Origin of the sequence: Paenibacillus puldeungensis (assembly GCF_042678945.1) — a bacterium.
Classification (GTDB): domain Bacteria; phylum Bacillota; class Bacilli; order Paenibacillales; family Paenibacillaceae; genus Fontibacillus; species Fontibacillus puldeungensis.
The window spans coordinates 16,469-29,650 of the sequence record NZ_JBHTLM010000009.1 but is presented as its reverse complement, the minus strand read 5'-3'; the positions used below and the strand labels follow the sequence as shown (position 1 = coordinate 29,650).

The window sequence follows — 13,182 nt, the reverse complement described above, 5'->3', positions numbered from 1 at the left end:
CTCTTCGGAATTTTTTTTGTAAAACGTCACAGTTCGAATATTCGTTGAAATATGGAATATTAAGATTAAGTTAGCGTTATCAAAACGGAGAATCTTCAATTTTCTCTCAAATACTCATGATTATAGGACTTTTCACGCATTTTTATGGAATTTTTACACCTATAACCGGTTTATTTTATTTCTTTTTTACATTACCCTAAACTTATAGTAGGAACGGATACATGACAGACAGGAAGGGGTAAAAATGCACAAAATGCACAAGCTGAAAACGATCTGGATGCCTTATGTAAGCATCACACTGCTCATCGCTTGCATGACCGTCGCAATGCATCCATTCGGTCTTGCTTTTGATTTAGTCAATGTAGCGCTTCTTTTTTTGCTACCTGTACTTCTAAGCGCCGCCTTTTGGGGACTACGTCCTGCTTTGTACGCAGCCGTTTTGGGGGTTCTGGCTTTCGATTTCTTCTTCGTTTCTCCCTTTCTGAGTTTCGGTATAACGGACTTGCGCTATTTAATTTCATTCGGCGTTTATTTGGCAGTCGCCACGTTAACGGCCAGCCTGGCGGTAAAGCTGAAACGGCAACTGCTCTACTCCAAGCAGAGGGAGGCGCACACAGCCGTACTTTATGAGCTCAGCCAGCAGATGAGCAATATTACAGACATTCACTCCTTGTTAGACAATGTCTCCCGGCAAGTTTCACAAACCATAGGTTCGGAGAACGCAATTTATTTGCCGGATGAACAGAACAATCTGGTGCTAACCCACCGTTCCGACGTTCATAGTGATTGGGGACAGGGTGAAACGGAAAAAGTGATTGCGAAGCTGGCGTTCGATCATGGCGAAGCAGTTGGATACGGAACCCATACCCTGAGAGACTCTTCGGGACACTACATGCCGCTGCGAACCGAAGACCATGTGCATGGGGTACTGGCGCTCAATTTGAAAGAGCGGAGAATCGGTTTCACAACCGAACAACAGCGTATGCTGCAAGCCCTTGGCGGTTTGACCGCCAGCGCTATAGCTCGCGTGAAACTGGCGGAGGAAGCCAAAATTGCGCATTTGACGGCTGAATCGGAACGGATTCGCACGGCCATTCTAGATTCGGTGTCTCATGAGCTGCGCACCCCGTTAGCAGCCATTATCGGTTCGGCAACCGGTCTGATCGAAGGCGACTCCCTTTTTTCTCCGGAAGATCGCATGGAGTTGCTCCTGAATATTCGGGACGGCGCCCTCCGTATGAATCGACTGGTGGTAAATCTGCTCAGCATGGTGCAATTGGAAAGCGGGATGCTTCGGCTTAGAACAAACTGGTGTGATGTAGAAGATTTGATCGGTGTCACATTGGCTCAGGTTAAGGATTTTCAACAGCATCGAAAATTGTCGGTAAACCTTCCTGAATCGGCCCCTATCGTATCGGGAGATGAAGTATTGCTCGAGCAAATGCTGGTCAATGTGGTCAGCAATGCGATTAAATATAGCCCGGATTACAGCGAAATCGGCATTGCTGTGTCGTCTGTAGAAGACAACCTTGTTATTTCCATCTCTGATCAAGGAATCGGACTCAAGAATGATGAATATACGAAGATATTTGAAAAATTTTATCGAGCAAACGCAAACAAGAAAATAACCGGTACAGGATTGGGACTCGCCATTTGTAAGGGAATCGTGGAGCTGCACAATGGAACTATTACAGCAAAGCCGAATGAACCGCAAGGGATCGTAATTACGATAACGCTGCCCTTAAGCAAGCAGTATGGAATATATTCTGAACCGCAAGGAAAAGGGGCGGAGAATGATGACCATAAATAATCATGGATCTCGTATATTAATTGTCGATGACGAACCTCAAATTCGTAAACTTCTGAAAGTGACCTTACAGGCGCATCAATATTCAATTCACGAAGCGTCTACAGGAGAGGAAGGTGTGCTGCAAGCCTCTTTGGCTCATCCGGATCTGATCGTGCTTGATCTCGGACTGCCGGACATGCCCGGTATGGAGGTGTTAGCCCGCATACGGGACTGGTCAAACGTGCCGATCATTGTACTGACGGCCAAAGACAGAGAGGAAGACAAGATCGTGGCATTGGACAACGGCGCCGACGATTATGTGACCAAGCCATTCAGCATGGGTGAACTGGTTGCCAGAATTCGTGTGGCCCTGCGTCATGCAGCTAAATCGGCAAACGAACCTATCCTTCAGCTTGGCGAACTAACCATCGATTTGGCGCAGCGAATTGTAGAATTGAATGGAGAACGCATTAAGCTGACTCCGACAGAATATGACCTTCTGAAGGTTCTAGCCTCCAACGCCGGAAAGATCGTAACGCAGCGGCAATTGCTTCAGCAGGTTTGGGGCAGCCATTATGATGAGTCCGAAAGCCACTACCTGAGGGTATACATCGGACACCTGCGTAAGAAACTGGAAAAGGACTCGACGCAGCCCAAATTAATCGTTACGGAGCCCGGAATCGGATATCGTCTTCTTCCTCAGGAATAGAGCTGAAATCTTAGCTATCGTGAGTAAGATGCACGAGAAATGTTCATAAATGTATTTTTTTCTCATTTCATTTGTACTGAAGCTTGAATTTCCTTTTTCTTTATCTTCAGGCATCTTTCGGCGCTTTTACAAAAGGATTTGAGAAGTAGTATGATTCGGTTTAAACGAACGCTGAATTCCCGTTATACGGGAAGCGGGGGAACCATCGGATCGCAAGGTACGGTCCATTTGGGGTGAATCCGAAAAGAGACGACTTTCCGTCTCATAAGGTAGGGCGACTCTCACCGCCCGAATCCGGCAGCTAACCTCGTAAGCGTAGCAGAGAGAACCTTTATTTTGCCATGCTTTTGCGCCAGGCTTTTTTGCCTGTCCTCGCAGACCGCAGCAGAGGTTTGTTCTCTGTCTGTGGTTTTTTTCTGTAATCATACGGCCAAAAGAACTTTATTACGTTCTAAGCCGACGGAGGACCAATAAACATGAGGGCTTATTATTTGGGGACACATCGGGATCTGCTGGACCCGGTTAGTTTGCGTTATCTGCGTTTCGGAGCGCTTTGGTATGAGGAACACGGCCAAAGATTGGTCGTCGGCTATGGTTTTGGTGAAAGCAAAATCGAGATCCTTCGCCAATTCGGTGCTCAGGCATCCTGCCAAGCATGCATGGATATGGAGATCGTGCATGAGATCTATCAAAAAATCAGAAAACAACAGCAGGAACAAGATTGGTCCGAACACCGACAGCTTCCGCTTCTATCCGCTTTTAAAAAACCATGGAGGAATATGTCTTCAGGCTGGTACGTCTTAAAATTTCAAAAATCATTTCCTGTTCATTTATCCATTGTTCACAAAACAAAATATACCGTATGGATTGAGCATTCTGCCGTTTGTGAAAACGAAGCGGAAATCCAATGTTGCATTGAAAAAGCTGCGGCAGCTCACCATATTGACCTTAAATGGGTGGAAGGTTGGGGAGGAAAGCGGAATGGTTAAAAATCAGCTCAATTCCGACTCGGCCTTTTTTCCGTCATGGTCGACCGTAATTTGCCGAATCCATCGTCTATCAATTAATCTTAAAGGAGACAATATAAGAATCGAGCTACAGGGGACGGAAAGAGGTCATAAAGATGAACACCAAATATTTGGCAAGCATCTCGCTATTCATTATGTTTTGCGGCTTTATAGGCACATTATTATTACCCCAATCTACTTTTATTCTATTGTTGAAGGGGAGCTTTGAGGCAGGTCTGGTAGGGGGCATGGCCGATTGGTTTGCGGTTACTGCATTATTTCGCCATCCACTAGGTATCCCTATCCCCCATACTTCGTTATTACTAAAAAATAAAAACAAAATTACACGTTCGTTGATTTCCGCCGTTGAGAATGAGCTTTTAAATAAGCAAAGCATTGAAGCCAAGCTTCGGTCCGTTCACGTTTTGGAAACGTCATTCTTCATGCTAGCCAAATTACTGAGCAGGAAGAAAACCAGATTGGGCATACTGAATTTCTGCGAAACGCTGCTGCGGCAGCTGCCGGCAGAGAAATGCGTTCCGTATCTACAAAACGGATTATCCGTCTGGCTTAGTAAAGTTGATATTAGCTCCGCAACGAAAAATGTCTATCTGCAAGCCGTACGTTCCGGATACGATTACAAGGTTATCGACCTCGCGGCCACGGGACTAATCAAGTGGCTGGAGCAGGAGAATACAGGGGCACTCCTCGGCAGCATGGCGTACCGGAAATTATCGGAAATGAAAAGCAAAGGAATCAAAGGATTTTTCCTTCAGGCTGTAACAGGCTTTTTGACTGAAGATAAACTAGGTGTAATTCTGCAGGATTTGTCTCTTTCGGCGGCAAAAGAACTTATGGACGAGGCTAATCCTCTGCGCGAAAAGCTCATTCAGGAGCTGCGCAGCACATTGCTTCGGCTCATTGAAGATGAAGATAAGCTGCAGACTATCCGGAATTGGACTATAAATCAAATACAAGAAGAGTATGGAACGAATTTTCTGGCTTCAAGCATTGAAAACTTACGGGCGGCGGCGCTTGAGAGACTGGAGGAAGAACGCATAGCCGGGGGGCGCAAAATCTTTACGCTATACGGTTCCTTAATCCGGTTCATCAAGAGTCGCAAGCCGGAGGTTCTCGCGTCCATGGAGGACCGTCTTACGCAGTATTTGATCAATCTGGCGGCTTCGAATCATCATCTTATAGGTCAATTGGTAAAGGATAACCTGGACCAAATGGACGATGAGTCTTTAGTGATAATGCTTGAGGAAAAGCTTGGAAAAGACTTGCAATGGATTCGCGTCAATGGAGCCCTTTGCGGTTTTATACTGGGTTTTATGCTCACTTTAGTTTCCCTTATGATTTCGAGATAGCGCCAAAGGGTAGAAAAATGGTAGAAGTTTTGCTTCGGCAGACAAAAAACGCGGCCCCCGAAAACCTCGAAGACCGCGTTCTGCTTAGATTGTTTAGGATGCTGGTGAAGGGATTCGAACCCCCGACCTACGCATTACGAATGCGTTGCTCTACCAGCTGAGCTACACCAGCGAAAAACTTTTTTAGCGTGAAACAAAGACTATTATACCGCTTCTGAAAAATAATGCAAGAACTAATTCCTGGAAGTCGGGTGTTTTCTCCCTACCTGCCCACAAGAACTATAATTTTTCGCGTACGGAACGCAGCTTCTGTTCGGATGAGCTTGCTTTATCCCGGCGGTCATCGATTTTAATCGACGTTGATACACGACCAGCCCCGGCTTGGAAAGGTGCTTCGTGAATCGCCCGAATAGCTGCAAATACATTGTCTAGGTTACCTTCAATAATTGTGCTCATCGAGGTCAGCGTATACGTGATCCCCTCCTGCTTACCCAGCACCCGCTGCAAATCGGCTACATAGGAACTCAGACTTGTACTCCCCGTACCGATCGGAATAATCGTCACTTCTGCAATAGCCATACCGTGGTCCCCCTTGTCCAAAGTTAATCACTCTCCATTTATTTTACCACTTTAGCAGGCGTATTTTACAAATCTGATGTATCACATCTTCTCTTATATTTGCAGTAACACCTATTCAGCTTACTTCAAACGAAATATTCCTTGACGGGAATATTCTCTAAAGTGTATATTTTAACCATCACAAAGTTAACAATAGGTTGAAAGGGGATGGCATTGTTCCTAAAGACCAACACTTAATGAGGTGAACAACAGCATGTCAGACAGTGTTCCGAGTATGGACACAGCAACGCTGAGCGCATTGGCTGAAACTAATCGTATGCATATCGTCGAACTCTTGCGCAGCGGCCCCTTAACCGTGGGAGAAATCGCCGATCGGGCAGGACTCCGCCAGCCCCAAGCCTCAAAGCATTTGAAGGTGCTTACCAACAACGGAATTTTGGAAATGAAGGCGGAAGCCAACCGCCGGATCTACATGCTCCGGCCAGAGCCCTTCCAAGCGCTGGATTCATGGGTGAAATCCTTCCGGGGCATAACGGAAGAGAGATTCGACAATCTGGACGCCTACTTGCGTGAGCTGCAAAACAAGGAGAAGACTTAAATCAATTAAATAGATGGAGGAATTATGATGTCAAACAACGCTATGGTTTCGAGGGTAGAGAACGATCGGGTACTGATGCTGGAACGCGTTTTCGATGCACCGCGTGACCTCGTGTTCAAAATGTTTAAAGAGCCTGAGCATCTCAAGCATTGGTGGGGACCGAAAGGCTGGGAGCTTCCGGTTTGCAGCGTCGATTTCCGGCCGGGCGGCGTTTGGCACTACTGTATGAAGTGCGTTGATCAGAACCAGGGTGATTTTTACGGCATGGAGTCTTGGGGCAAAAGTGTTTACAAGGAAATTGTTGAGCCGGAATTGATCAGCCAAATCGATTACTTTTCGGATGCCGAAGGCAACACGAACGAGTCTATGCCGTCGACCGAGATCACGATAGAATTCATCGATCTAGGTGGCAGGACAAAGTTGGTCAGCCGTGCTGAATATGTATCCGCAGAGGCGCTCAAGACCGTCATGGATATGGGCATGCTGCAGGGCATCACGGAAACTTGGAAACGTCTCGAAGAGCATCTGAACGAAGTCAAGTAAGAAAGTTTGATGACGGCCGTCAGGCTTTAGAGCCGGCGGCTGTTTATTTTGGCGTATGTAGACGATCTTATTTGACTGAAAAGACAGGGTTTTCTCTCCTAATGGTTCTGAGTATGCTTATTTATGCAAAACTATCCTCGTTACCGAAGCTAAACATCTGACGGCGTCCTTTGAGATGGCTTTGACTTCTACACTCATCTCCCATTTTACCGCACGCCCATAACCCCGCTCCGATTGTTGTATTTCATACAACAATTTAGACGCGAAACGGCTTGCGCACCGCAGATTGATGTATTTCGTGCAGCAATTTTGGGTTAATTGGGCCTACTGCTACAATATTGTTGTACTTTCTACAACAATCCGGCCTAAAAGCCTAGAATCCGATTAGATTGTTGTACAATCTACAACATTTGTCCCACCTCTTACGTTACCGTTGAGATTATCTATTTATTGAATGCTGCTCTATTTTTTTAAGACAGATGCCCAAAAAAAGTTCACAAATTCCTCCCTTTCCCCGCATGCCGCACCACCCTTGCGCTCGTCCGTTTCGGTCACCATTTCAAACCTTCATTCCGATAAATACCCCGTTTACAAACACAATATATTGAGTTAATCTTAGAACATCTTAACAAAATATAGTGTAAACGGGTGATCCGGCGGGAACTGCCGCCGGAGCTTAAAAGGGAAGTGCGGTGCAACTCCGCTGCGGTCCCGCCACTGTAATCGGAAGCGCTCAGGATTTCTAAATCCAGACGATTCGCTGACATGAAGCCACTGTATGTTGTGCCTAGACCTACGGGAAGGCGCCAGCGAAAATTCCGTAAGCCAGGAGACCTGCCCGTTTATAGACACCGGATAACCTTGCGAGGAAACAGGGATGGTGTCCGCTTGCTGCTTGTACCTATTCCGCGGTCTGTATGACCACGTGGAACCGTTATTTATTGAAGCGCATCCGGGCATTTTTAACCTTGCCTCATCGGGTTGGAAATGCTCTTTGTATGTCGTCGTATGTAGTCAAAGCTCAGTATGTTGAGAGGGGAACTTTGTTATGGCATTGCTTAATCAAACGTATACAGCTCGGGATCATATGCTGGATGAAGTTGTTCATTTGGGCGAAGAAATTATTGAAAGCCGCAATTTGGAGGTTTTGCGTGAGAACGCGAATCTGAACGGCGAAAGCTTCTCCGGAAAAATGAGCAAATTCGGCAGCGAATATGCCAAATGGTATGCCCATCATTTCATGATGCCACAGCACGTCGAGCAGGCGATCGAGGATAACATCGTGTATGTGCACGACCTTGACCATTATGCAATCGGGGCAACCAACTGTATATTTATCCCGTTCGAGAAGCTGCTTCGTCAAGGCTTCAACACCGGGAACGGCAGCGTGCGCCCACCATCCTCCATCATGACGGCAATGGCGCTCGTGGCGATTATTTTTCAATCCCAGCAAAATTCCCAATACGGCGGCGTTTCCGCAAATAAACTCGATTTCGACCTTGCTCCTTATGTAGCCAAATCGTTCAGCAAATATTTCCGTAAAGGTCTGGAATATTTCGATGAAGGCGATACGGAGGCTGATTACGGCGATATTACGATGAGCCGCACCGACCTACGGGACCGTTTCCCGAAAACTTTCAAATATGCGTATAAGGAAACTGAAAGCGAAACGCTGCAAGCGGCCGAAAGCCTTGTACATAATCTGAATACGATGTCGAGCCGGGCCGGCGGACAAATTCCGTTTACAAGCATCAACTACGGAACCTGTACGTCACCTGAAGGCCAAATGGTAATTAGCTCCCTGCTTACCGCGACGATGCGCGGGCTCGGTAGCGGAGAAACACCGATTTTCCCGATTCAGATTTTCAAGTGCAAACAAGGCATTAACCAAAACCCGGGTGAGCCCAATTACACTCTCTTTTTGAAAGCAGCCGAGTGCTCAGCCAAGCGCATGTACCCTAACTTCGCGAACCTGGATGCACCGCTAAACCTGGTGTACTACGACCCAACCAACCCGGATACCGAGTTTGCAACGATGGGTTGCCGGACTCGCGTATTGGCCGACCGCTTCGGGCGTAACCATTTGTCCGGTAAAGGCAATCTTTCATTTAATACATTAAACCTCGTCAAGCTAGGCTTGGAGCACGGCATTGCCCTTGGGCGGCGGAAAGAAGCGGACGAGCGCGGCTTCTACCGGGAGCTGACGCATTATATGGATATTGCGCTTGAGGGACTTCTGCATCGCTTTAAAATTCAAGCTTCCCAAAAAGCGAAGGCTTCGGACTTCATGATGCGTGAAGGTGTATGGGAAGGCGGCGAGCATTTGGCACCAGACGAGACTGTCGGCGATTTGCTCAAACACGGCAGCCTGTCCATTGGCTTCATCGGGCTGGCCGAGTGCATGAAGGCGATGTACGGCAAGCATCACGGTGAAGATGAGGCTGTATACGAAAAAGCTTACGAGCTTATCTCCTACATGCGCGATTACTGCGACCGCCAAAGCGACATCCATGATTTGAATATCACGCTGTTCGCTACGCCAGCGGAAGGCTTGTCCGGCAAGTTCACCAAACGTGACCGGGCAACTTACGGCCTTGTACCAGGTATTGTGGACCGCGAATATTATACAAACTCTTTCCACATTCCGGTGTATTACGATATCAGCGCTGCCCGTAAAATCGAGCTGGAGTCCAAATTTCACGGGCTCTGTAACGCAGGAGCGATTTCTTACATCGAGCTGAATGGCAACGCTCGGAGCAATCCGGCTGCGTTCCTGAAAATCGTACAATACGCCCTTCAGCAGAATGTGAGCTATTTCAGCATCAATCATCCGATCGATCGCTGCTCCGCCTGCGGCTTTGAAGGCATTATCGGGGCCACCTGCCCTTCCTGCGGAAAAAGCGAAAAGGATATATATATCCGCCGCCTGCGCCGCGTTACCGGCTATTTGACCGGTGATTACCAAACACGGTTTAACGCCGCGAAGCAGGCCGAAGTACGCGACCGGGTTAAGCACGGCGTATGAATATTTGCGGATATTACCCGGAATCCATCAATGAAGGCGAAGGCCTCAGGGCCGCCATTTTCATCAGCGGATGCCGCCATTACTGCAAAGGCTGTTTCAGTCCGGCCACATGGAACTTTGATTATGGGGAGCCGTTCACACTAGAGCAGGAACAGAAAATCATTCATGACATTAAAAACAATCCGCTGCTCAGCGGCATATCGATTCTCGGCGGAGACCCCTTTTTCTCCGCCGAGGAGGTCGCCGGGATGATCGACCGGATTGTCGCCGAGACGGGTCCGATCTCGATTTGGATTTACAGCGGCTATACTTACGAGGAATTGACCCAGAATCCGGAATCGACCGAATATGAGCTGCTGCGGCGCTGTGAGGTGCTGGTCGACGGCCGTTTCGTAGAGGATCTGCGCGACCCTTCCCTGCTCTACCGGGGCAGCAGCAATCAGCGGCTAATCGACATCCAGCGCAGTCTGGCAGGCGAAGAAATCGCCCTATGGCAGCCGCTCTACTCTTTCTAGGTTTTAGAGTTTCGAGTATAATAGATAATCTGTGATGTTTGTCACGGTCACTTGATTGCTCTTATGAGGCGCAGTGGTTTTGCGCTCTTTTTTTCACCGTATATCTGCAATTTGAGAATTAAAAGATTAATAGAAAAACTAAGGTTTTTCTTTATTTCTTACTTTATGTCGGGAAAGCGAGGATTCATTTTATGCCAACACTTGTGACGAAACCGAACAACCGCCAGCTTGCTTTTGATGCGGAGCGTTTAGGCGTATATGCCGATCGCATTTTGGAAGGATTACATACACTGGACAAGGAACGCCTGCTGCGCGGGGTTAACGCCAAGCTGCGCCGGGACGAGGTGACTGGCGAAGAAATCAGTAACGCATTTACAATGTCCGCTTTGGAGCTTGTAACCAAGGAGGAGCCGAACTGGAAGTTTGCTGCCGCCCGTTCCCTGCTGACCTCCCTGTACAAAAAAGCGGCGGTCAACCGCCGTTATAAAGCCTATCCTGAGCAGCCTTACGGTTCGTTTTACCACCTCGTAGCCGAGCTGTGCAAAATCGGTGTCTATCGCGAAGAACTGATGGAGGCCTACACGAAGGAACAAATCGAAGAGCTTGGGGAGACGATCGATCCTTCCAGCGATTTGCTGTTTGACTATATCGGTCTCCTGACCCTCGCGGAGCGTTATTTGGCTACCGACTTTGACGGTCGGACGATGGAGCTGCCGCAGGAGCGCTACATGATCATCGCGATGTACCTGATGCATAAGGAGCCGGCTGAAAAACGCCTGGAGCTGGTCAAAGAAGCCTATTGGGCGATGAGCAATCTGTACATGACCGCCGCAACGCCGACGATGTCCAACGCCGGTAAAAAGGTGGCCGGCCAGCTCTCCAGCTGCTTCATCGATACGGTGGACGACTCGCTCGAAGGCATCTTCGACTCGAACACCGACATCGCTCGGCTCAGCAAAATGGGTGGCGGCATCGGCGTGTACCTCGGCAAAGTCCGGGCTCGCGGCTCAGACATTCGCGGCCACAAAAACACCAGCTCCGGCGTCATCCCCTGGATTCGCCAGCTGAACAACACCGCCGTCAGTGTCGACCAGCTTGGCACGCGCAAAGGCGCGATTGCCGTGTACCTGGACGTTTTTCATAAAGATATTCTCGCCTTCCTCGACCTGAAGCTGAACAACGGCGACGAACGGATGCGTGCCCACGACGTGTTCCACGGCGTTAGTCTCCCCGACCTGTTCATGGAGGCCGTTGAGGCCCGCGGCGAATGGAACCTGTTCTGCCCGCACGAAGTGAAGAAAACGATGGGCTGGAAGGATGAGAACGGCCGGGCGCTGGGGCTGGAGGATTTTTACGATGAAGAGTTTGGCCGCGGGACCTTCCGCGAGAAATACATGGAGGCGGTCAACCACCCGACCTTGTCGCGCATTACGATGCCGGCGATCGACATCATGAAGCGGATTATGAAATCGCAGCTGGAAACCGGCACGCCTTACATGTTCTACCGGGACACCGTCAACCGTGCCAACCCGAACCGGGCGCACGGCATGGTGTACTCCTCCAACCTGTGCACGGAAATTATGCAAAACCAATCGCCAACGGTCATTGAACAAGAGGAACTGGTTACAAAAGATGGGCAAACCCGCATCGTCATTTCCAAAATTCCTGGCGATTTCGTCGTCTGCAACCTGAACTCGATCCATCTGGCCCGGGCCGTACCGGCCGGCGTGCTGGAGCGCCTCGTTCCGATTCAAACGCGGATGCTGGACAACGTCATCGACATTAACAATATCGAAGTGCTGCAGGCTCAATATACGAACAGCCAATACCGCGCGATCGGGCTCGGCACCTTCGGACTGCACCATCTTTTAGCTCTGGAAGGCATTCGCTGGGAATCCGACGCAGCGGTAGCCTATAACGACGCGCTCTATGAAAAAATCAACTACCTGCTGGTCAGATCGAGCATGGAGCTCGCCAAGGAAAAAGGGCGCTACCCGAAATTCGCTGGCTCCGATTGGGAAAGCGGCGAATACTTCACCTCACGCGGCTATACGGACGGCACGCGCGAAGGAAAATACGTGACGACCGAGCAGTGGCGTGAGCTGCAAGCTTTGGTTCGCGAGAACGGCGTCCGCAACGCCTGGATGTTCGCGATCGCGCCGAACGGATCGACCTCGATCATCGCCGGCTCCACCGCCAGCATCGATCCGCTGTACGAGTTGCTGTCGTACGAGGAAAAAACAACCTACAAGATCGCCAATCCGGCGCCAGACCTGTCGGAAAAGACGATCTGGTATTACAAGACGGCGTTCCTCATCGACCAGCACTGGTCGATCAAAGCGGCTGGCGCCCGCCAGCGCCACGTGGACCAGGCGCAAAGCTTCAACCTGTACGTGCGGCCGGATATCCGGGCGACGGAGTTTCTGGAGCTGCACCTGCACGCCTGGAAGGCTGGCCTCAAATCGACGTATTATGTGCGCAGCCGGGCGTTGACGATTGAGGAGTGCGAGTCGTGTGCATCGTAGGGGACTCAACCCTCCCCACCCCTCCCTTACCGTAAGGGAGGGCGCCCGAGGGCCCGCTGCCCTCTGGTCTCCCGCAAACTGGGGGAACGTGGGAGCGACAGAGGCGCTCCTGCCGCTGTCCCCTGCGGGGATGCGCTAGGCTTCGGCGCGTGGCACGCTTTTCCCCCTTCGGGTACGTCTTACTTTTAGAGCACCCGGGTGACCTGGAAACCGTGCTGCTCATGACTGAAACGTTAGGCGCACCCGGGCTGCTATGTGCTCAAGAGCCGCTTGTCGCCCTTCGGGCACGCTCTACATGTAGCGCTCCTGCGGGGGCGGTGACTGCTTCTGCGGCGAGGGTTACTGCTGCTGCCTGCGGGGCGGCGCTGTCCCCTGCGGGGATACGCTTACTGTCGTGCAGGGACGTTGACTGCCACTACGGCGGGGGTTACTGCTGCTGTGTGCGCAGTGGCGCTGTCCCCTGCGGGGATGCGCTCACGGTAGTGCGAACAGGTTGAACTACATAATGTGCGGAAAAGGCTA

General features: G+C 49.8%; 12 protein-coding genes, 1 tRNA gene and 2 riboswitches. Of the genes, 11 read left to right on the top strand and 2 right to left on the bottom strand.

Going from position 1 to position 13,182, the window contains the following annotated elements:
- Positions 1 to 244 precede the first annotated feature (244 nt).
- From ACFQ3W_RS13665 to ACFQ3W_RS13645, 5 genes are all read left to right on the top strand, one after another.
- Positions 245 to 1,810, top strand: coding sequence for an ATP-binding protein (locus tag ACFQ3W_RS13665; protein ID WP_379319791.1), 1,566 nt, complete (start codon positions 245 to 247; stop codon positions 1,808 to 1,810).
- Positions 1,797 to 2,498 (top strand): response regulator, encoded by a 702-nt coding sequence (locus ACFQ3W_RS13660; RefSeq protein WP_379319938.1) that lies wholly within the window; start codon positions 1,797 to 1,799, stop codon positions 2,496 to 2,498. The genes ACFQ3W_RS13665 and ACFQ3W_RS13660 overlap by 14 nt, the downstream gene beginning before the upstream one ends.
- 159 nt (positions 2,499 to 2,657) lie before the next feature.
- Positions 2,658 to 2,829: riboswitch (cyclic di-AMP (ydaO/yuaA leader) on the top strand.
- A 145-nt stretch (positions 2,830 to 2,974) separates the two neighbouring features.
- Entirely contained in the window at positions 2,975 to 3,487 is a 513-nt protein-coding gene (locus tag ACFQ3W_RS13655; RefSeq protein WP_379319790.1) for a hypothetical protein, read from the top strand.
- Complete coding sequence (locus ACFQ3W_RS13650) at positions 3,480 to 3,734, top strand: hypothetical protein (protein ID WP_379319949.1); 255 nt, start codon at positions 3,480 to 3,482, stop codon at positions 3,732 to 3,734. Before ACFQ3W_RS13655 ends, ACFQ3W_RS13650 begins: the two co-directional genes overlap by 8 nt.
- The gene (locus tag ACFQ3W_RS13645; protein ID WP_379319789.1) at positions 3,622 to 4,875 is read left to right on the top strand and encodes a DUF445 domain-containing protein; all 1,254 of its coding nucleotides are present in this window, start codon (positions 3,622 to 3,624) and stop codon (positions 4,873 to 4,875) included. Before ACFQ3W_RS13650 ends, ACFQ3W_RS13645 begins: the two co-directional genes overlap by 113 nt.
- A 99-nt stretch (positions 4,876 to 4,974) precedes the next feature.
- Here the strand turns inward: ACFQ3W_RS13645 and ACFQ3W_RS13640 are convergent.
- Positions 4,975 to 5,047 (bottom strand) — tRNA-Thr (locus ACFQ3W_RS13640).
- 107 nt (positions 5,048 to 5,154) lie between these two features.
- Positions 5,155 to 5,454: an MTH1187 family thiamine-binding protein gene (locus ACFQ3W_RS13635; protein ID WP_379319788.1), complete on the bottom strand. Its 300-nt coding sequence runs from the start codon at positions 5,452 to 5,454 to the stop codon at positions 5,155 to 5,157.
- Positions 5,455 to 5,707: 253 nt separating this feature from the next.
- Here ACFQ3W_RS13635 and ACFQ3W_RS13630 point away from each other — a divergent pair, with 253 nt between their 5' ends.
- The 6 genes from ACFQ3W_RS13630 to ACFQ3W_RS13605 all read left to right on the top strand — a co-directional run bounded on the left by ACFQ3W_RS13630 (position 5,708) and on the right by ACFQ3W_RS13605 (position 13,157).
- Positions 5,708 to 6,052: an ArsR/SmtB family transcription factor gene (locus tag ACFQ3W_RS13630; RefSeq protein WP_379319787.1), complete on the top strand. Its 345-nt coding sequence runs from the start codon at positions 5,708 to 5,710 to the stop codon at positions 6,050 to 6,052.
- A 27-nt stretch (positions 6,053 to 6,079) separates the two neighbouring features.
- The gene (locus ACFQ3W_RS13625) at positions 6,080 to 6,595 is read left to right on the top strand and encodes an SRPBCC domain-containing protein (RefSeq protein WP_379319937.1); all 516 of its coding nucleotides are present in this window, start codon (positions 6,080 to 6,082) and stop codon (positions 6,593 to 6,595) included.
- Between the two features lie 629 nt (positions 6,596 to 7,224).
- A riboswitch (cobalamin riboswitch) is annotated at positions 7,225 to 7,451 on the top strand.
- A gap of 192 nt (positions 7,452 to 7,643) precedes the next feature.
- The gene (locus ACFQ3W_RS13620; RefSeq protein WP_379319786.1) at positions 7,644 to 9,620 is read left to right on the top strand and encodes an anaerobic ribonucleoside triphosphate reductase; all 1,977 of its coding nucleotides are present in this window, start codon (positions 7,644 to 7,646) and stop codon (positions 9,618 to 9,620) included.
- The gene (gene nrdG, locus ACFQ3W_RS13615) at positions 9,617 to 10,135 is read left to right on the top strand and encodes an anaerobic ribonucleoside-triphosphate reductase activating protein (protein ID WP_379319785.1); all 519 of its coding nucleotides are present in this window, start codon (positions 9,617 to 9,619) and stop codon (positions 10,133 to 10,135) included. The genes ACFQ3W_RS13620 and nrdG overlap by 4 nt, the downstream gene beginning before the upstream one ends.
- Before the next feature lie 191 nt (positions 10,136 to 10,326).
- A complete protein-coding gene (locus ACFQ3W_RS13610; RefSeq protein ID WP_379319784.1) occupies positions 10,327 to 12,660 on the top strand; it encodes a ribonucleoside-diphosphate reductase subunit alpha in 2,334 nt (777 codons plus the stop codon).
- Positions 12,661 to 12,881: 221 nt separating this feature from the next.
- On the top strand, positions 12,882 to 13,157 hold the full coding sequence (locus ACFQ3W_RS13605) for a hypothetical protein (RefSeq protein WP_379319783.1): 276 nt from the start codon (positions 12,882 to 12,884) through the stop codon (positions 13,155 to 13,157).
- The last annotated feature ends 25 nt before the right edge of the window (positions 13,158 to 13,182 follow it).